Here is an 18,369-nt window from a genome sequence, read left to right as displayed (position 1 = left end):
GATGAGTTCCTTTGATGAAATTATTGTGCCATAGGCATAGAGGCAGCCTGAACAATTGGTTGTAAAACCATTTCTGCTGGTGTGAAATTCGGTAATTGTTCACGCGCATAATCCAGCGCATTACCTTCTACTTTGCTGACAATATCGCCATTAAAAAATACGGTTAGAGAACGTTGCTCTTTGATTTTGTCACCGCGTGCGATTTCGTACACATAATTCCAACGGTCATCGCGCAAAGCAGGGCGTAATAATGGCGTACCCAATTCCATGGCAACTTGTTGACGATTCATACCTGCTTGTATAGATAACACAGATTGCGCATCAAATGGTACACCTTGAATCACATCTAATTTATAGTAGGGCAACTTTTCCACCAAAGTTGGTGTACAAGCATTGAGTCCGATGAGTACAGCAGCAGTTAAAAATAAGGGTTTCAAAGCAGCAACCTTTCCATAATCAAAATATAAAGATAGCATATTCTCGCATTAGCAAAAAGTTTTATTGAAAACTTTTATTATTTGGGTGGTGGTAAATGCGGAAAAAATGCTATTATACGCCAATCTGTCATCTGCACATCAATAAGGAAAAAAATGGACAATATTATGCAATTAAAAGACAACGGCTTGAAAGTAACAGGTCCGCGTCTAAAAATTTTAGATTTATTTGAAACACATGCTGATGAGCATTTGAGTGCGGAAGATGTATACCGCATTTTGCTGGACGATGGCGTGGAAATTGGTGTAGCAACGATTTACCGTGTTTTGACTCAATTTGAACAAGCAGGTATTTTATTACGCCACCATTTTGAAACAGGTAAAGCAGTTTACGAATTGAACAACGGTGGGCATCACGACCATTTAGTGTGTGTGAAATGTGGCGAAGTGGCAGAATTTCATAACGAAGAAATTGAACGTTTGCAAGACAAAATTGCCGAAGAAAACGGCTATCGTGTTGTAGACCATGCGTTGTATATGTATGGCGTATGCGGTACTTGTCAGAAAAAAGAAAAACGCTGATTGGGTAAGGCAGCCTGAAATAATTTTCAGGCTGCCTATTTTGTTGTTTATTACAGGAGTCGTGATGATAAAAACTTTGGGTTTATGTGCCATTTTAACTTTGGCAGCGTGTTCTACACCTGCACCTATGCAACAAAAAAGCAGCGATTTTCAGGCTGCCTCACAAGCGCGCGTACGACTGTTTGGGCAAAATCAGAAACCGACCATTATGGTAAGCGGTATTGATTGCGCAGCTGGCGAAAAAGGTACGAAAGTTAATACGGGCGGTTCTTTGGGTGATGCGTTTGGTTCGTTGGTTGGCACGGTTAATAGCCACAGCATTGGCATCGCAGAAACAACACATACCCGATATTTGGGGCAAGAAAACGGCATTTTATCCCGTGCATTTTTCCGTGAATACGTTGTGCCTGCTGGCAAAGCGGTTAATGTGCAAACATTCTTTGTTGGCTTGACCAATGTGAACGAAAGCCCAACAATGAAAATCACGCAATATGAAGGTTCGTGCCGTTCCAATAAAGTATCGTTTGTGCCACAAGCGGGACGCGATTATGAAGTGGTGGGCGTGAGCGGTCAGGCATGTGGTGTGAAAGTGTACGAAGTCAGCAAATCGGGCGATTTAACACCTATTGCGGTTAATCCAGCGGTATCTTGCGCACGCAAATAATCGGTATAATTTAGGCAGCCTGAAACCTATTTTCAGGCTGCCTTTTTATTTGTTGATTCATTGATAATATGACTATTCCTTTTATTCACGCCCACGCCCCCATTTTTCCCGAATACAATCCTGAAACCAACCAATACAATGGTCTAGTTTGCGTATCCGATACACTCACGCCTGAATTGGTGCTGGCGGCTTATCCCAAAGGACTGTTCCCATGGTTTTGCGAAAACGGTATTTTTTACTGGTTTTCCCTGCATCCACGCGCCATTGTGCAGCCTGAAAAAATACACATCAGTCGTTCTTTAAGAAAAACGCTGCGTAATCAAAAATATAAAGTTACAGTCAATCACAATTTCCCCGCCGTGATTGCCGCTTGCGCCGATACACCACGCGCAGGACAAAGCGGCACATGGATTGCACCCGAATTTCAGGCTGCCTATACCGCATTGCATCGTTTGGGACACGCACATTCATTTGAATGTTGGCTGCCTGATAATACAGGTGTTTGGCGTTTGGCGGGCGGATTTTATGGCGTACAAATCGGGCGCGTGTTTTATGGCGAATCCATGTTTGCATGGCGCGACAACGCTTCCAAAATTGCTTTTGCGTGTGCCATGCCATATTTAGCAGATTGTGGCATCGCATTATTGGATTGTCAGCAAGACAGCGAACATATGCAACGATTTGGCTCACAAACCATACCGTTTGCCGATTTTCGCGCACGATTAGGCAGCCTGAATCCGCAAAATTTACAGCGCAAAATAGGTTGTGAAATAGTACAACAAAATTTGTCCTGACCTAATCCAGCAAACTTTAACAAAACAACACATAAAGAAAACAAACTTGATAATAATGCTTGTTATAATTTTTGTTGGATTGAATTGGAATGAGCGTTAAGCGACAAACCAATAAACAACAATTCAAATAGTACAGCAAAAAGAGTTATAGTCGTTTCAAATTAACACAGATAAGGCAACAGCGACCACCGTGTACAAGTTGTACAACGCTGTATTATTTCAAATGATTATAATGCAAATGCACATGGTCTCTACATATATTAAGCAAGAAATTTAGGAGTAAATGATGAAATTGATTATTTCAAGTTTTATTTGCGCTGTTACTTTAACTGCGTGTATGGTACCTGTTGAACCCAATTCAGTTGTCGTGCCTTTAGTGATTCATGAAAATACAGAAAAACAGGCAAATACCCCTGTTTATGTTTGCACTATTAAGCCCTTTATGGACACTTATCGCAGCGAAAATATCAATCGTGGTAAAGCCAAGTTGGCTGTACAAAAGCAATGTTTGGAAAAAAATAATGCTATGTTCTGCGAAGAGAAAGACATTGTTTGTAAAGTATATGAATAAATTACGGAAATTGTGTAGTGGGTTTTAGTGTTTTTATAGTCGTTTGAAATAGAAATAAGACAAGGTAATAGCGACCTTTGTGTACAAAATGGGACATTTAAGAGAGCTTGTAACGCTGTATCATTTTTATTTTAATCGACTATAAAACAAACAATTCAGTTTTTAAAATTATATTTTCAGGCTGCCTTTAATCATGTAAAAAGGCAGCCTGAAACCCTTTCTACACGATACAATCGTTTAAAATAATGTAGCGTTCTCCGTTGCCTTATCTTTGTAAATAACCACGACTAAACACTATGCAAACCCTGATTTTCTGCGCAGGTGCGCCCCATACTGATTTATCCATTTTACAAGACATTTCTCCCGATTTACTCATTGGCGTAGATGGCGGCGCAGCGTATTTGGTCGCACATGGTTACACGCCAGATTGGGCAATCGGCGATTTTGACAGCGCACCACCGCCTGTCCAATGTCGTCATATTTTGCGTTTGCAGCCTGAAAAAAACGATACTGATTTGGAATACGCGCTCGTCCACATTTTGCAAAATTATCAACCAGACAATATTAAACAAATCATTATTTTGGGCGCGCTTGGTGGTGGACGGCTTGACCATTTATTGTGCAATATTTGGCTGGCACATCAACCGCGTTTTGCCGAGTGGTTAGATAAAATTTATCTATATGAACGCTGCAACAGCGTACGATTTTTTCGTGCTGGTGTATATGAAATACAACCTGAAAATAATAAAAAATACTTGTCATTCATTGGTTTGACACACATTGAGCAATTAAGTTTACAAGGTGTAAAATATCCATTACATCAGCAAAACTATGCTTATCCAATGGCATTAATCAGTAATGAGTTTTCAGGCTGCTGTGCGCAATTTTCATTTACCAATGGCTTAATCTGCATGATTCAATCCTGCGATGAATGCAGCAGAAACAGTATTCAGGCAGCCTGAAATCCGTTAAAATGCGCGGCTAAATTTTGTTAGGAAATACAGAAACATGGAACAAGAACAAATTAATCAGCTAAACAATCAATTGGATGATTTAGCCAAACGCAACCATGATATTCGTGATTACATGGACTATCAAGGCAAAAAAGAACGCTTGGAAGAAGTGGTTGGCTTGTCCGAAGACCCAGAATTGTGGAACGACCCCAAACGCGCCCAAGAAATCGGCAAAGAACGCAAATTGCTGGAAGGCGTGGTGCTGACTTTGGACAATATCGCCAGCGGCATTGCAGATAACCGCGAATTGATTGATATGGTGGTGGAAGAAGGCGACACAGACGGCTTTCAAGCCATTGTGGACGATGTTGCCGAGCTAGAAAAGCAAATGGCGGATTTGGAATTTAAGCGTATGTTTAATCAGCCAGCCGACCCAAACAATTGTTTTATTGACATTACCGCAGGCGCAGGTGGCACGGAAGCAGAAGATTGGGCAGGTATGCTGTTCCGTATGTATTCACGTTATGCCGAACGCAAAGGTTTCAAAATTGAAATTTTGGAAGAAGATGACGGCGAAATTGCTGGCATCAATCGCGCCACTATTCGTGTGGAAGGCGAATACGCCTATGGTTTGTTGCGTACGGAAACGGGCGTTCATCGCTTGGTGCGTTATTCGCCGTTTGATTCCAATAATAAACGCCATACTTCGTTTGCGTCCGTGTTTATTTATCCCGAAGTTGATGATTCCATTGAGATTGAAATCAACCCAGCCGATGTGCGTACCGATACTTACCGCGCATCGGGTGCGGGCGGTCAGCACATTAACAAAACCGATTCTGCCGTACGCATGACGCACATTCCAACGGGTATTGTGGTGCAATCGCAAAACAGCCGCTCGCAACATGAAAACCGTCGTGTGTGTGAAGAAATGTTGCGTTCCAAATTGTTTGAATTGGAAATGCGCAAACGCAATGAAGAGAAACAGGCTTTGGAAGACGGTAAATCCGATGTGGGTTGGGGCAGCCAAATTCGCTCGTATGTGTTGGATTCTTCGCGGATTAAGGATTTGCGTACCAATTATGAAGTGGGCAACACCAAAGCCGTGTTGGATGGCGATTTGGACGGCTTTATTGAAGCCAGCCTGAAACAAGGCGTGTAAGAATCATAAAAAGGCAGCCTGAAACCTTTGCAAAACCCGAAATGGCAGGTTGGATTCTTGAGTCCGATATTTCTCATATTTAACAAACTGTTATTTTGATTTGAAACGTTGGATACAAAGATTCAACCTACGAGTTTTCAGACTGCCTAAATAGGTTTTGTCAGAAATTTAGTTTGAAAGTAAAAAAACCGTGTAACTATTTGTGTACACGGTTTTTTATTATTTTAACTGACCATATTTGAATGACTATAATTCACTAGGGCATTATTTTTCTTTCATTTTTAAAGTAATATCAGGTAAGTTCCATTGTCGATATACCGCTAACATACGAACTACTACAATGAGCGCAATACTGCTGATGCTGTGAAACCATGCATTAATACCTGTATCTTGCAGCATAATATAATACATACTGCCAACAATGGAGGCAGTAATATAAATTTCTTTTTGCAGTACCAGTGGGATTTGTCGGCAAACAATATCGCGCAACACACCGCCACCCGCGCCCGTCATCGCGCCCATACAAATTGCAATTGGCGCACTCATGCCCCGACTGAGCGCGGCTTGTACGCCAATAATCGTGAATGCAGCCAAACCAATCGCATCAAACCAGCGTAATGAGCGGTCAATTTTTTCAAAATAATGATAAAAAATCAGCGTTAGCACGCACAAGAACAGAATTAGTGACAAATAATTCAAATCACGCAGCCAAAAAATGGGGTGACGATTGATGAGCAAATCGCGTACCGTGCCACCGCCAATGCTGCCGAGTACCGAAATAATAAATGCGCCTGTAATATCCAGTTTCAGGCGTTTGGCAAGTACGCTGGCTGCGATGGTACTTGCGCCTACGCCTACCATATCCAGTGCGTAAACAATGGTTTGTGCTTGGGGGAGGTCTATTTCGTAAGTCATCTTTTCGGGTTGCCTAAAAAGGTGGATTATAATCTTTCTAATTCATAAAAGGCAGCCTGAAAAATATTTTTCAGGCTGCCTATTTATAGGACAGATACACCATTAATCATGTGCCAGCGCATCAATTGGATTGAGTTTAGATGCATTTTTCGCGGGCATATAACCAAACAATACGCCAATCACGGTAGAAGTCAGCACCGCACCCAAAATGGAGGTGGTTGAAAATGACATGGTGAAATCGCTGACAAATTTGGCAAACAATATGCCAATGCCCAATGACACCAAGACACCTGTAATCCCACCAATGATGCACAACAAAATCGCTTCAATTAAAAATTGTTGCAAAATATTGTTCTGACGTGCGCCAATCGCCATACGTACGCCAATCTCGCGCGTTCGCTCGGTTACTGATACCAACATGATATTCATCACGCCAATGCCACCAACAATCAACGAAATGGTGGCGATGGACGAAATCAGTAAACGCATCGTTCCTGTGGTGGATTCAATCGTTTGTTTGATGCTGTCGCTATTGCGCATGAAAAAATCTTCCGTGCCGTGTCGCGATAACAATAATTCTTTGATACCTTTTTCTGCAACTTGCGAATCTACATCATCTTTCACTTTTACTGCTAAATTGCTGACAAATTTATCGCCGCTGATTTGATTCATCAAGGTGGTGTAAGGTGTGTACAACGCCAAGCTGTCGGAAGCACCGAATGAACTATTTTGTTCTTCCAATGTACCAATCACGGTTAGTGGGCGTTTTCGGAATAAAATGGTTTTGCCTAGTGGGTCGGTATCCGCTGGGAATAATTTTTGTACGGTGTTGCTATCAATAACCACTACTTGTGCATTGTCTTTCACATCGTTGGCATCAAATAAGCGTCCTGTTGCCAATTTTAAGCCGCGTACATCAAAAAATTGTTCACCCGCTCCCGTTACATTGGCGCTTAAATCAGTATTTTGATAAGTCAGCGTACCGCTTGATGAGCTGCTGGGTGTAATGCTGTCCACATAACTTAATCCAGCAATCGCTTCGCCATCGGCAACGGTCAGCGTTTTAATTCGATTGCGATTGCGGTCGCCAAAACCTTTGCCAGGGTAAATGGTAATGGTATTTGTACCCATGCTATTGATATTTTGCAGGATTTTTTCTTGTGAGCCTTTACCCAATGCCACCACCGACACCACTGCCGCAATGCCAATGATAATCCCCAACATCGTCAGCAAAGAACGCATTTTGTGCGCCACAATCGCTTGAATGGACATTTTGAATGCTTCGGAAAATTGGTCTTTGTAAAACGCTAAGCCATGTTTTTCCTGAATACTTTGCACATGGCTGGGCGCAATTTCGGTGGTTTTGCTGGTATCGGAAATGATTTCACCATCTTTGATTTCAATCACACGATTGGCTTGCGCGGCGATTTTCGGGTCGTGCGTAACCATGATAATTGTGTGCCCATCGCGGTATAGTTGATGAATGATTTCCATCACATTTTCGCCGCTATGCGAATCCAATGCGCCAGTTGGTTCGTCCGCAAAAATAATCTCGCCACCATTCATCAAAGCGCGAGCAATGGAAACACGCTGTTGCTGACCGCCTGATAATGCGTTGGGTTTATTGTTTTCTTTGCCTTTTAAACCCAATTTATCCAATAACATATCCGCCCGTTGGCAGCGTTCTTCATAATCAATGCCTGCATAAACAGAGGGTAGGGCGACATTGTCTCGTGCAGAAATGGACGATAACAAATTGTAGCGTTGGAAGATGAAACCAAATCGTTTACGCCGCATCGCTGCCAGCTCATCAGCAGACATTTTGGATGTTTCTGTGCCTGCAATCGTGTATGTGCCTTCGGTAGGCGTATCTAGCAAACCTAAAATATTCATCAAGGTAGATTTGCCCGAACCCGATTGCCCGATGATGGCGACAAAATCGCCTTTTTGAATGGATAAATTGATGTTTTTCAGCACATGAACGCGGTTTTCGCCTTCGCCGAAATAACGGTTGATGTTTTTGCATTCAATTAACGACATGTTTGTGCTTTCTTGTTTAAAAGGCAGCCTGAAAAATAGGTTTCAGGCTGCCTGAATGTTTATTTTATGAATAATTTTCCGATAAAAACAGATAGGCAGCCTGAAAGCAATTACATTGGAGGACGTCCACGCATACCTTGATTAGCCGCTTTGGCTCTGTCATCTGCACTCATTTCAGACATAATAATTTGGTCGCCTTCTTGCAAACCAGATTTGATTTCTGTGTTGATACTGTCTCGCAAACCCGTTTGCACTTCACGCTCCTGAACTTGCTTATCTGCACCCAATACGCGCACAACTTTTTTACCATCACGCGTTTTGATTGCCACATTAGGCACAGCAATCACATTATCCGCACTGCTGATTTCAATCGTATTTTGCGTGGTCATGCCAATAGACAATTTACCGTCAGGATTAGGTACTGTGGCACGCGCATAATAATAAATCGCGCTAGAAGTTGTATCGGTAGAACGGCTATATGAACCTTGCGACATTGTCGTTAAACCAGGGTCAATGCTATCCAAAGTTGTGGTAAATGGCGCATCAGGCTCCGACAAAATAGTAAAACTAACGTTTTGTCCCGCTTTGACTTTGGTGGCATCGCCTTCCGCAATTTGCATTTTGTTTTCCATACTAGACAGGTCTGCTAATTGCACAATCGTTGGTGTGGTTTGATTGGCATTAACCGTTTGTCCTTCTTCCACCACCAAAGCCACAATCGTACCATCTTTGGGCGCAGTAATACGCGTATAGCCAATATCGGTTTCTGCCGTATGAATGGCAATTTGAGTTTCTTTGATTTGCGCATCTAATTGTTTGATTTTTGCTTTTGCTGCTGCCAAATTGTCTTCCACATCGTCCATTTCAATTTTGGATACCGCGCCTGATGATACCAATGTTTTATAACGGTCAAATTTCCGTTGTGCCATTTTTAGCGCGATTTTGGCAGATTCTAACTGTGCTTGATAACTGCCTAAACGTGCTTTTTGCGTATTCAAGGTATTGGTTTGCGTGGTACGGTCAATTTCTGCAATCAAATCCCCCGTTTTGACCACTTGCCCAACTTTAACGTGCATTTTCTTAATTTGCCCCGAAGCCTGCGCGCCCACATCTACCAGTTGTGATGCCGAAATTTCCCCAGTTGCTGAAACCGTTTGAGAAATTTTGCCGCGTTTAACTGCCTCAGTAATATAAGCAACCTCATTTTTGGGCTGCATTTTTGTGTAACCATACCAGCCTAAACCACTTGCAATGAGTAGAGCGGTTATCCATTTAATTGTCGTTTTCATAATGTGTCTGTGTCCATAAATTCAGAATTGTTGCATATCATAATAGAAAAGCAGCCTGAAACCAAGTTAGATAAAAATATTTATTTAGTTTAACTGATTGAAATTAAATAAGTAAATATTAATTAGATTTGCATGATTTTAAAATCTATAAATACAAAATTACACATAGGATAATTATTTCAGGCTGCCTGAAACAAAATTTCAAATTTATAAAAAAATATCAAAATAAAACAAAAAATTATTAAATATCGTAAATTTTTTTACAGAAAATGCTTGCATAGTTGGCGTAAAACTGATTTAATTCAGTCTTCGCAGCAATAAACAGCGAACAAAAGGGTGATTAGCTCAGTTGGTAGAGCGTCTGCCTTACAAGCAGAATGTCGGCGGTTCGACTCCGTCATCACCCACCATCTTTGCATCAGTCGCTTTAACGGCGGTTGATATGCGCGGTGGTAGCTCAGTTGGTTAGAGTACTGGCCTGTCACGCCAGTGGTCGCGGGTTCGAGCCCCGTCCACCGCGCCATATATATAAACCGCACCTTTATTTGAAGGTGCGGTTTATTTTGCTATCTATTTGGATTGAGTTATGACGATTTTTTTGCGTTTGTGTGTGATGATGGTGTTGAGTATGGTGGTGTCGGTTCACGCGGAGACTCAGCCTGTTACACGCTCGGAATTTCCTGCGCGTCCTGATGGGGAAGTGGTGCGATTTTATGCGAATGGCACAAAAAAAATGAGTGGTGCATTTAAAAATGGGCAACCTGATGGCATTTGGACGCGCTGGTTTGTGAATGGGCAAAAATCGGAGGAATTGGTGTACGCAAATGGCAAAATTGAGGGAAAGGGGACGATTTGGTATCCGAATGGTCATCGTCGTAGTGAGAAAACGTTTAGAAATAATGTGGAAGATGGGGTGGCGCGGACGTGGTATGAATCGGGGCAGTTGCAATCTGAAATGAATATGAAAAATGGGGAGGTGGTGAGTATGGTAACTTGGGATGAGAGTGGGAATTTAACTTCGGAATTGAGTTATCTGCAAGGGAAGAGTCATGGGGTGGTGTTGGAATGGTATGCTGATGGGGGAAAGCGTACGGAGCGTGTGTATGAAAATGGGGTGCTGGTTTTGGTGCGTAGTTGGGATGAGACTGGGCAATTGTTGAATCAATAAATCATTATTATGGGTACTAAATAGGCAGCCTGAAATCATTATTTTATTTTATTAAATATTTGTTTATATTTATTAATTTTTCATCTTTTGGAATTTAGCCTAATTTTTGTTATACAAAAACGCTATTATTATTGATAAAAATTTTCAGGCTGAAATCTTTGTATAGTGGATTCAATTTAAATCAGGACAAGGCGACAGCGACCGCCGTGTACACATAGTACATAAGGGAGCTGGCAACGCTGTACTGGTTTAAATAGAATTCACTATAAAACCTATTCAGGCTGCCTTATTTAAATTATCGGGTTTGAAAGGCAGCCTGAAAACGTTGTCCATCTACTGTCCATTCTACGAGCCAATCGTGTCGCGCTGCGGTACAAAAAGGTAAATATACATTGTCTGTATGCCATGAGCCATCAGCTTGTTTTACCAAATCAAAACGGTTGAAACCCATGTCCATGTCTTTCATACTAAATGATGCGGAAATCTGTTTTACTGATGCAGGAACATTGTCTGCTTGAATACGAAAAGGGGTTTTGTGTCCACCTACGCCATGCAGCCTGAAAATGGCATTGCCTAAAAATGGACAGCCTTGTTGTGTAACTTGGCAAGTGTGATTGTGTTGGCTAGGCGATTGATTTTGTTTATTTTGCCACCAAAAAATAGTGGCAACTTTGATGCCTGCAAACAAAAATAAGCAGATGGCTAATGTGATTTTTTGTGGTTTATTTAAATGTATCATGATTTTATTCCTATATGTTATTTTCAGGCTGCCTATGAAATATGCAGCCTGAAAAATCATATTGTATCGCATCTTAACACCACTTAAACGTTAGTGGGGAATGATAATTTGGATACAGAAGTTGGTGATTTTGACTAAAAAACAACCGTGCATGAATTGTCATTAACCCCTATAATAAGCACTCAACCTCAATCAAGAGAGAAAATATCATGACTCGCATTGCACAAACTTTTCAAGCCTTGAATGGCAAAAAAGCACTGATTACTTATATTACTGCTGGCGACCCCAATCTTGCGACTACTTTGCAAGTGATGCACAGCTTGGTGGACAATGGCGCAGACATTATTGAATTAGGCATTCCGTTTACAGACCCAATGGCAGATGGGCCAACCATTGCGCGTGCAGCGGAACGTGCTTTGTTAAATAACACTTCTTTGCGCGATGTATTGAACGTGGTGCGCCAATTCCGTGAAACTAATTCAACGACGCCTGTGGTTTTGATGGGCTATCTGAATCCGATTCACAAAATGGGTTACGAAACTTTCGCGCGAGATGCCTCAGATGCTGGTGTAGATGGTGTTTTGACAGTGGATAATCCAATTGAAAATATTGCTCCTTTGCAAGAGGCTTTATCGGCGCATCATTTAGATTGCATTTTCTTGATTGCGCCCACGACTACCGAAGAGCGTATGCAAGCGATTGCTCAACATGCGCGTGGTTTTGTATATTATGTGTCGCTTAAAGGCGTTACGGGTTCAGCGCAGTTGAACACAGATGAAGTGGCACAACATTTGGCGGTATTACGCAAATATGTCCAACTGCCAATTGGCGTGGGATTTGGTATCAGTGATGCGACGAGTGCAGCAAAAATTGCAGCGGTTGCAGATGCAGTGATTGTCGGTAGCCGTATTGTGAAAGAAATGGAGCAAAATGTTGGTAATGAAGCGCAAGCTGTAGGCACTTGGGTGCGTGAATTGAAAGATGCGATTTAGAACCTGTATTCATAAGATTGGTGGCTTGATTTTATTGATACACTTGCGAATACAAGGCGACTTTTCATGCCAATATTGAACATATTGGCATGAACAGCCAACGCAGTAGGCGCATGAAGTGGCGATAAAAGCAAGCTATTAAGATTGTGAATACAGGTTCTTAATGCAATAAGAATAAAAATGCAGCCTGAAAAATATGTTTTCAGGCTGCATTTTTTATTCTTTTTTTATTAGACAGGAGGATTGGCACTTTCTTGTTGTTTGGCTGCAATATCTGCCGCTGCGGTAAACAACACGTCAGTAGATGAGTTCAAAGCGGTTTCTGCTGAGTCTTGAATCACGCCAATGATGAAACCAACCCCCACTACTTGCATGGCAATATCGTTGGGAATATTGAACAAACTGCATGCCAAAGGTACGAGCAACAAAGAACCACCTGCCACGCCCGATGCACCGCATGCACTTACTGTTGCGATAATGCTCAATAATAAAGCTGTACCAAAGTCCACCTGGATACCTTGTGTTTGCGCGGCTGCCAATGCCAATACGGTAATGGTAATCGCTGCGCCTGCCATATTGATGGTGGCACCCAATGGGATAGACATAGCATAAGTGTCTTCATTCAAATTTAATTTTTTTGCTAACGCCATATTCACAGGGATATTTGCCGCAGATGAACGTGTGAAAAATGCAGGAATACCACTTTCACGCAAGCAAGTAAACACCAATGGGTACGGATTTTGTTTGGTTTTCCAAAATACAATCAATGGATTCAGTATGAATGCAACAATGCCCATGCAACCCAGTAACACAAAAATCAAACGACCGTATTCTTCCAGCATTTTGCTAAAACCAGTTTCAGCAATGGTTTCCGTCATCAAGCCCATAATACCTAATGGCGCAAAACGAATAATGCCACGCACAATCATGGAAACGGCGTTAGAAATATCAACTAAAACAGCCTTGGTCGCATCGCTAGCATGGCGCAAAGTCAAACCCAATGCCAAACCCCAAGCTAAAATACCAATGTAATTACCCGTCGTTAATGCGGCAAATGGGTTGGCAACCAAATTCATCAGCACATTTTTTATCACTTGTGCGATGCCTGTTGGAGGGTTCAATGTTGTATCTGGATTATTGACCAAAGTCAGTGTGCTGGGGAACATAAAGCTACCTAACACAGCGATAAAAGCCGCACCAAATGTACCAATTACATATAAAAACAAAATGGGTTTCATATTGGTTTTGCGATTGACATCGTGTTGCGCAACCGCCAAAGTAACCAGTACAAATACTAAAAATGGCGCAATAGCTTTTAATGCGCCGACAAATAAACTACCCAAAATACCTACTGCTGGGGCTGCTGCTGGTATTGCTGTACCAATAATCGCACCCAATACCAAGCCAATGATAATCTGCCAAATCAAACTAACATTTTTATAAAATGCCACAATAGGATTCGCCATGATGTTCTCCTTGATAAAAGAAATAAAAAATTTGCAAAAAAGCGTTAAGAACAATTCATTGTAAAATAAAAACAAGGGTCTCGTCATACAAAATTTGTGGGAATAGATGAAAAACAAGCATTTGCATCATTTAGAGTAGCCTGAAAGCATAAAATATTTATAAAAATATAAATTTTATTTTTTAGTTTTAATCATTTTAGATTTTTAAGCATTATATACTTATAATATGATGCCTTTCGTTTAAAAGGCAGCCTGAAAAAAGTTCATAATTATAGTTAACTCATTTTGAAACAGTTGCAACTACTACTGGTACTGTTTGTAGCTTTCCATTTTGTACTTGTTTTAGCGAGTCAGCTATATCAAACCTATTTCCATTTAATGATAACGATATTTTGTATAATTAATGATAAAATACCGTCCTGCAGTATTTTCAGGCTGCCTTTTCGCATTTTTCTTTATTTTTTCGCTATTTTTTAATATGACATTGCGCCATTCTCCCATTTTTCTATTCCTGTCTGTTGCGATTATGCCTGCTGCATGGGCAGATGAGATGCCTATTGCCGCATCGGAATCCGCAAGCAATTTTCAGGCTGCATCTATGCCTGCCAGTACTGAAAATGACGAAAATACATCTATTGATAATGATGATGAAATTAATCTTGAACCTAAATATCCCATTGAGATTAAAGCAGATGATACAGAAATTCAAGCAATGTTGTACCAGCATTTGCCTTTGATTGCGCATCAACGCAAAGAAGCTTTGGATAAAGAACAAGTGGGTTATTTGGCGGAAGATGCGCCAAGTGATGCGAAAAAAATGATGCAAACGGAGGGATATTTCAATAGTACGGTCAATGTTTCGCCACAAAATGACGGTTGGGTAGTTGATGTAAAAGTGGGAACACGCATGGTCATTGACAATGTGGATGTGGCAATTACAGGCGATATTTTGCAAGACGAAGAATTGGGGCAATATTACAAAAATGCATTAAATCATTGGAAATTACCTGTTGGTGCGCCATTTCGGCAGGAAGATTGGTCGGCAAGTAAAGTTGCGGTAATGAGCGCGATTACGCGAAAAAAATATCCATTGGCAACATTTGCTTCAACGCAAGCAGCGGTTAATCCTGAAACACAAAAAGCAGATTTGACGGTTAATGTGGATAGTCAAGCTCCTGTTTATTTTGGAGATTTTGAAATTTCAGGCAACCAGCGTTATCCACAAAGCGTGATTTTAGGTTTGGCTCAATTTAAGGCTGGTGATGCTTATGATTTGGATAAATTATTGGATTATCAGCAGGCTTTGGAGAGTGATGGTCATTATTCAGGTGCAAGTGTACAGGCGGATTTTGACCAGATGAAAGATAACCATGTTCCTGTGAAAGTGGTGGTTTCGGAAGTGAAACGCCAAAAAGCGGAAATGGGTATTCGCTTTGATTCGGAATACGGTTTGGGTGGCAATATTGGCTATGACCATTACAATTTATTCAATCGTGGTTATGTTGGTTCGGTTGTGTGGGATATGGATAAATATCAAACCACATTGGCTGCTGGTGTGAGCCAACCGCGCAATAATAAAGGACATTATTGGACGAGCAATGTTTCTTACAATCGCAGCACCACGCAAAAATTGGAAAAACGTTCAATTTCCAGTGGTTTATGGTATGTACGCGACCGAAATAATATTGAATCACGTTATGGTGTTGAGTTTGTTGCGGAAGATAATAAAATTCCAGAAGATAATGTGAATTTGGGGCGCAGTTTCGCTACGATGATTACCGCATCTTGGAAACGTCAAAATATTGAAACTGCTATACGTCCACAAAATGGTTACTATTTTGAAGGCAAAATTGGTACGACTTTGGGGAGTTTATTGTCGTCTACTTTTATGATGCGATTGAAAGGTAGTGCAGGTTTATTTTACACGCCTGAAAATAAACAGTTAGGCACATTTGTAGCGCGTGGCGAATTAGGCTATGTGTATACCAATGATGATTTTGTTGATGGTGACGTCCCATCTTCACTAATGTTCCGCACAGGTGGGGCATCTTCGGTGCGTGGTTATGAATTGGATAGCATTGGTCTTAAAATGCCACAAATCACATCAGCAACCTTGCCTGACCGAGCTATGTTTGTGGCGAGTACAGAATATCAATATCCTATTAAAAGAGATTTTGCGCTGGCGGTATTTCACGATGTTGGGAGTGTAGCACCTCGTTTTAAAGATATGACTTTGCGACATGGTACGGGTTTAGGTGTGCGTTGGTTTAGTCCTGCTGCGCCATTCTCATTTGACCTTGCGTATGGACATCACGATAAAAAAATACGTTGGCATATTAGTTTGGGGACAAGATTTTAAAAATCGGAAACCTTTGCAAAATCCAACCGAAAATGACACCGCTATGCTGTTATTATAGTAGATTCAATTTAAATCAGGACAAGGCGACAGCGGCTGCCGTGTACACATACATAGTACATAAGGGAGCTGGCAACGCTGTACTGGTTTAAATTAAATTCACTATAGTTCCTAATAGTGTGGCGGGATTTCTTCTGCCAAACTATATGGCTGGTTATCATTGGCATTGTCGGCATGTTGCTGCATTTTGTTATATAACATGCGTAGTTGAGCTTGCTGTAAATCCAAAGTATCTTGCATTTTAGCGATTGTATCGTTGAGTGATGCAAGTAATTCATCTTGCAAAGCGCAACGAATTTCCAGTTCAATTAAACGTTCTTCTTCATTCATTTTGGCATTTCCATTGTATTTTTATATCAAAAGGCAGCCTGAAACATGAAAAGTTGTTTTCAGGCTGCCTTTGGTTAAGAACCTGTATCAATTTTATTAATTCTTCTGCGAATTACAGATTGAAACCTTTGCAAAATCCCTATCTTTAGTATATTTTTTTGCGATGAGTATTCTAGAATACTTGCCTATCTACATGATATAGTAAATTAAAATAAGAAATCTGCTTTGTTGCCCACACCATTATGTACTATTTGTACACGGCGGGTGTGGTCGCCTTGCACCTTTCTTATTTTAATTCACTATATGTCTGCGCATCTGTGATGCCATCGTTTTGAACCACGCACAAATCTAGGGTTTACAAAAGTTTCAGATTCTTATTTTTGTCGCGTTGCTTTTCGGATTTCCACTTGTCGTGCATGATATTCCCCCATACTCTCCAAGCCACGCAAATACGACGACAATTCTGTTAATGCACGTTCATAAACAAATCGTTTAAATTCAATTACTTCGTCAATCGGAGCCCAATACTCATGCCACCGCCAACCATCAAATTCAGGATGCCGTGTGGCGCGCAAATGTACATCAGTATCCTTGCCAACTAAACGCAACAAAAACCAAATTTGCTTTTGTCCACGATATGACCCACGCCATTCACGTCGTATCCAATTATTCGGCACATCATAACGCAACCAATCCCGAGTTCGCCCCAAAATTTTAATATGCTGTGGCAGCAAGCCTGTTTCCTCAAACAACTCACGATACATCGCTGTTTCAGGACTTTCCCCAGGTTTAATGCCACCCTGTGGAAATTGCCACGAATGCTCACGCACTCGCTTACCCCAAAATACACGATTATCATCGTTTACCAAAATAATGCCAACATTCGGGCGATAACCCTCCCTGTCTAACATGACAAGCCCTATTCACAAAAATATCATCACCCGAATTATCCCACGAAATCACATCAACTCACAACGCATGATACAATTCACATCTCAAACTCGTATTGATAAATTGATGGCTTAATAACAAGACAATTTTTCATGCCAAAATAGGGGCTAATGACAATTCGTATTCGGTCGTTTTTTCGTCTAAATTCTCATTAACCCTTGGCAAGAAAAATACCGTGATACAGATTTTTAATATTTTCAGGCAGCCTGAAAACCAAAAAAATCAATCAACAAAGGGAAAATTATGACAACCGAACTTATCAACCTATTCCAAACTGAAAACTACGGCGAAGTACAAGAAACCCTCCAATTTTTCCTTGAAGAATGCAGCCTAGACGAAATCCCTAGCCGTGAAGAAATCAGCCAATGGCGCGATATACTTCAACAACGTGGTGGCAAATTCAGCGCACTCGCCCAACAATGCCAACATTATTTGGACGAAATCGCATGATACCGCCACCAATAAATGGTTGATTTTTGCACTTATTTGGCTGGTGGCTAGCATTTACGCTCTCATTTTTCGTGAAAGTGGCGCACACCAAGCACCTCCATTTCCACATTTTGATAAATTTGCACATTGCCTGCTTTTTTTCGCGCAAACATGGTTATTTGCCAAAGCATGGCTACACGAAAATCGTCGTCCTGCTTATATGGCATTGTTTATTTTTGGGTTGATATATGCCATCAGCAGCGAAATTGCCCAGCATTTATTGACGCAAACTCGGCAAGGTGATTGGCTGGATGCGCTTGCGGATATGCTCGGCGTGATAATTGCGTTGCATTTTGCACATCTGAAATACCAACTTTCAGGCAGCCTGAAAAAATAAATTTTCTAAAATATCAAAAATATAAAATAATTCTGTAAATTGATATTTGACAAATTTCAGGCTGCCTGTATAATGTCAAT

At 41.1% G+C, this 18,369-nt stretch carries 19 protein-coding genes and 2 tRNA genes; 13 read left to right on the top strand and 8 right to left on the bottom strand.

Features of this window, described 5'->3' with window-relative positions; translation table 11 throughout:
• Nucleotides 1-20: 20 nt before the first annotated feature.
• Nucleotides 21-476: an outer membrane protein assembly factor BamE gene (locus MIS45_RS09595; protein WP_249450378.1), complete on the bottom strand. Its 456-nt coding sequence runs from the start codon at nucleotides 474-476 to the stop codon at nucleotides 21-23.
• 114 nt (nucleotides 477-590) lie between these two features.
• Here MIS45_RS09595 and fur point away from each other — a divergent pair, with 114 nt between their 5' ends.
• From fur to prfB, 6 genes are all read left to right on the top strand, one after another.
• Nucleotides 591-1,016, top strand: a complete 426-nt coding sequence (gene fur / locus MIS45_RS09590) for a ferric iron uptake transcriptional regulator (protein WP_249442390.1) — start codon at nucleotides 591-593, stop codon at nucleotides 1,014-1,016.
• 64 nt (nucleotides 1,017-1,080) lie between these two features.
• Nucleotides 1,081-1,680 (top strand): hypothetical protein, encoded by a 600-nt coding sequence (locus tag MIS45_RS09585; protein WP_249450377.1) that lies wholly within the window; start codon nucleotides 1,081-1,083, stop codon nucleotides 1,678-1,680.
• 68 nt (nucleotides 1,681-1,748) lie between these two features.
• Nucleotides 1,749-2,474, top strand: coding sequence for a leucyl/phenylalanyl-tRNA--protein transferase (gene aat / locus MIS45_RS09580; protein ID WP_249450376.1), 726 nt, complete (start codon nucleotides 1,749-1,751; stop codon nucleotides 2,472-2,474).
• A 286-nt stretch (nucleotides 2,475-2,760) separates the two neighbouring features.
• A complete protein-coding gene (locus MIS45_RS09575; RefSeq protein ID WP_249450375.1) occupies nucleotides 2,761-3,045 on the top strand; it encodes a hypothetical protein in 285 nt (94 codons plus the stop codon).
• Nucleotides 3,046-3,341: 296 nt separating this feature from the next.
• A complete protein-coding gene (locus tag MIS45_RS09570) occupies nucleotides 3,342-4,007 on the top strand; it encodes a thiamine diphosphokinase (protein ID WP_249450374.1) in 666 nt (221 codons plus the stop codon).
• A 46-nt stretch (nucleotides 4,008-4,053) separates the two neighbouring features.
• Nucleotides 4,054-5,157: a peptide chain release factor 2 gene (gene prfB, locus MIS45_RS09565; protein WP_249450373.1), complete on the top strand. Its 1,104-nt coding sequence runs from the start codon at nucleotides 4,054-4,056 to the stop codon at nucleotides 5,155-5,157.
• 264 nt (nucleotides 5,158-5,421) lie between these two features.
• Here prfB and MIS45_RS09560 read toward each other — a convergent pair whose 3' ends face one another.
• The 3 genes from MIS45_RS09560 to MIS45_RS09550 all read right to left on the bottom strand — a co-directional run bounded on the left by MIS45_RS09560 (nucleotide 5,422) and on the right by MIS45_RS09550 (nucleotide 9,404).
• Nucleotides 5,422-6,072, bottom strand: coding sequence for a trimeric intracellular cation channel family protein (locus MIS45_RS09560; protein WP_249450372.1), 651 nt, complete (start codon nucleotides 6,070-6,072; stop codon nucleotides 5,422-5,424).
• Nucleotides 6,073-6,174: 102 nt separating this feature from the next.
• On the bottom strand, nucleotides 6,175-8,112 hold the full coding sequence (locus MIS45_RS09555) for a MacB family efflux pump subunit (RefSeq protein WP_249450371.1): 1,938 nt from the start codon (nucleotides 8,110-8,112) through the stop codon (nucleotides 6,175-6,177).
• 110 nt (nucleotides 8,113-8,222) lie between these two features.
• Nucleotides 8,223-9,404, bottom strand: coding sequence for an efflux RND transporter periplasmic adaptor subunit (locus MIS45_RS09550; protein ID WP_430472170.1), 1,182 nt, complete (start codon nucleotides 9,402-9,404; stop codon nucleotides 8,223-8,225).
• Between the two features lie 331 nt (nucleotides 9,405-9,735).
• On the opposite strand from MIS45_RS09550, the gene MIS45_RS09545 reads away from it, so the two are divergent.
• From MIS45_RS09545 to MIS45_RS09535, 3 genes are all read left to right on the top strand, one after another.
• A tRNA-Val gene (locus MIS45_RS09545) sits at nucleotides 9,736-9,811 on the top strand.
• Between the two features lie 36 nt (nucleotides 9,812-9,847).
• Nucleotides 9,848-9,924 (top strand) — tRNA-Asp (locus MIS45_RS09540).
• A 63-nt stretch (nucleotides 9,925-9,987) separates the two neighbouring features.
• A complete protein-coding gene (locus tag MIS45_RS09535; protein ID WP_249450369.1) occupies nucleotides 9,988-10,569 on the top strand; it encodes a toxin-antitoxin system YwqK family antitoxin in 582 nt (193 codons plus the stop codon).
• Nucleotides 10,570-10,864: 295 nt separating this feature from the next.
• Here MIS45_RS09535 and MIS45_RS09530 read toward each other — a convergent pair whose 3' ends face one another.
• On the bottom strand, nucleotides 10,865-11,308 hold the full coding sequence (locus MIS45_RS09530) for a hypothetical protein (RefSeq protein ID WP_249450368.1): 444 nt from the start codon (nucleotides 11,306-11,308) through the stop codon (nucleotides 10,865-10,867).
• Nucleotides 11,309-11,517: 209 nt separating this feature from the next.
• Here MIS45_RS09530 and trpA point away from each other — a divergent pair, with 209 nt between their 5' ends.
• Nucleotides 11,518-12,300: a tryptophan synthase subunit alpha gene (trpA, locus tag MIS45_RS09525; RefSeq protein ID WP_249450367.1), complete on the top strand. Its 783-nt coding sequence runs from the start codon at nucleotides 11,518-11,520 to the stop codon at nucleotides 12,298-12,300.
• Nucleotides 12,301-12,530: 230 nt separating this feature from the next.
• Here the strand turns inward: trpA and sstT are convergent, their stop codons facing one another.
• Nucleotides 12,531-13,766 carry a serine/threonine transporter SstT gene (sstT, locus tag MIS45_RS09520; RefSeq protein WP_249442368.1) on the bottom strand — a complete coding sequence of 412 codons (1,236 nt, stop codon included), beginning with the start codon at nucleotides 13,764-13,766 and terminating at the stop codon, nucleotides 12,531-12,533.
• Between the two features lie 478 nt (nucleotides 13,767-14,244).
• On the opposite strand from sstT, the gene MIS45_RS09515 reads away from it, so the two are divergent.
• Nucleotides 14,245-16,125 carry an autotransporter assembly complex protein TamA gene (locus tag MIS45_RS09515; protein ID WP_249450366.1) on the top strand — a complete coding sequence of 627 codons (1,881 nt, stop codon included), beginning with the start codon at nucleotides 14,245-14,247 and terminating at the stop codon, nucleotides 16,123-16,125.
• A gap of 168 nt (nucleotides 16,126-16,293) precedes the next feature.
• Here the strand turns inward: MIS45_RS09515 and MIS45_RS09510 are convergent, their stop codons facing one another.
• On the bottom strand, nucleotides 16,294-16,512 hold the full coding sequence (locus tag MIS45_RS09510; RefSeq protein WP_249442370.1) for a SlyX family protein: 219 nt from the start codon (nucleotides 16,510-16,512) through the stop codon (nucleotides 16,294-16,296).
• A 374-nt stretch (nucleotides 16,513-16,886) separates the two neighbouring features.
• Nucleotides 16,887-17,423: an RNA pyrophosphohydrolase gene (locus MIS45_RS09505; protein WP_249450365.1), complete on the bottom strand. Its 537-nt coding sequence runs from the start codon at nucleotides 17,421-17,423 to the stop codon at nucleotides 16,887-16,889.
• A 283-nt stretch (nucleotides 17,424-17,706) separates the two neighbouring features.
• Here MIS45_RS09505 and MIS45_RS09500 point away from each other — a divergent pair, with 283 nt between their 5' ends.
• Nucleotides 17,707-17,913: a dioxygenase gene (locus tag MIS45_RS09500; RefSeq protein WP_249448468.1), complete on the top strand. Its 207-nt coding sequence runs from the start codon at nucleotides 17,707-17,709 to the stop codon at nucleotides 17,911-17,913.
• Nucleotides 17,894-18,289 carry a VanZ family protein gene (locus tag MIS45_RS09495; protein ID WP_249451376.1) on the top strand — a complete coding sequence of 132 codons (396 nt, stop codon included), beginning with the start codon at nucleotides 17,894-17,896 and terminating at the stop codon, nucleotides 18,287-18,289. The genes MIS45_RS09500 and MIS45_RS09495 overlap by 20 nt, the downstream gene beginning before the upstream one ends.
• Nucleotides 18,290-18,369 lie beyond the last annotated feature (80 nt).

The organism is Wielerella bovis (genome assembly GCF_022354465.1).
Lineage (GTDB): Bacteria > Pseudomonadota > Gammaproteobacteria > Burkholderiales > Neisseriaceae > Wielerella > Wielerella bovis.
Note: the sequence above shows the minus strand (reverse complement) of the source record. Positions and strands in the feature narration are given on the sequence as shown.

Coding starts and splice junctions, on each gene's coding strand:
- MIS45_RS09595 (WP_249450378.1), bottom strand. CDS start 476: ATGCTATCTTTATATTTTGATTATGGAAAGGTTGCTGCTTTGAAACCC.
- fur (WP_249442390.1), top strand. CDS start 591: ATGGACAATATTATGCAATTAAAAGACAACGGCTTGAAAGTAACAGGT.
- MIS45_RS09585 (WP_249450377.1), top strand. CDS start 1,081: ATGATAAAAACTTTGGGTTTATGTGCCATTTTAACTTTGGCAGCGTGT.
- aat (WP_249450376.1), top strand. CDS start 1,749: ATGACTATTCCTTTTATTCACGCCCACGCCCCCATTTTTCCCGAATAC.
- MIS45_RS09575 (WP_249450375.1), top strand. CDS start 2,761: ATGAAATTGATTATTTCAAGTTTTATTTGCGCTGTTACTTTAACTGCG.
- MIS45_RS09570 (WP_249450374.1), top strand. CDS start 3,342: ATGCAAACCCTGATTTTCTGCGCAGGTGCGCCCCATACTGATTTATCC.
- prfB (WP_249450373.1), top strand. CDS start 4,054: ATGGAACAAGAACAAATTAATCAGCTAAACAATCAATTGGATGATTTA.
- MIS45_RS09560 (WP_249450372.1), bottom strand. CDS start 6,072: ATGACTTACGAAATAGACCTCCCCCAAGCACAAACCATTGTTTACGCA.
- MIS45_RS09555 (WP_249450371.1), bottom strand. CDS start 8,112: ATGTCGTTAATTGAATGCAAAAACATCAACCGTTATTTCGGCGAAGGC.
- MIS45_RS09535 (WP_249450369.1), top strand. CDS start 9,988: ATGACGATTTTTTTGCGTTTGTGTGTGATGATGGTGTTGAGTATGGTG.
- MIS45_RS09530 (WP_249450368.1), bottom strand. CDS start 11,308: ATGATACATTTAAATAAACCACAAAAAATCACATTAGCCATCTGCTTA.
- trpA (WP_249450367.1), top strand. CDS start 11,518: ATGACTCGCATTGCACAAACTTTTCAAGCCTTGAATGGCAAAAAAGCA.
- sstT (WP_249442368.1), bottom strand. CDS start 13,766: ATGGCGAATCCTATTGTGGCATTTTATAAAAATGTTAGTTTGATTTGG.
- MIS45_RS09515 (WP_249450366.1), top strand. CDS start 14,245: ATGACATTGCGCCATTCTCCCATTTTTCTATTCCTGTCTGTTGCGATT.
- MIS45_RS09510 (WP_249442370.1), bottom strand. CDS start 16,512: ATGAATGAAGAAGAACGTTTAATTGAACTGGAAATTCGTTGCGCTTTG.
- MIS45_RS09505 (WP_249450365.1), bottom strand. CDS start 17,423: ATGTTAGACAGGGAGGGTTATCGCCCGAATGTTGGCATTATTTTGGTA.
- MIS45_RS09500 (WP_249448468.1), top strand. CDS start 17,707: ATGACAACCGAACTTATCAACCTATTCCAAACTGAAAACTACGGCGAA.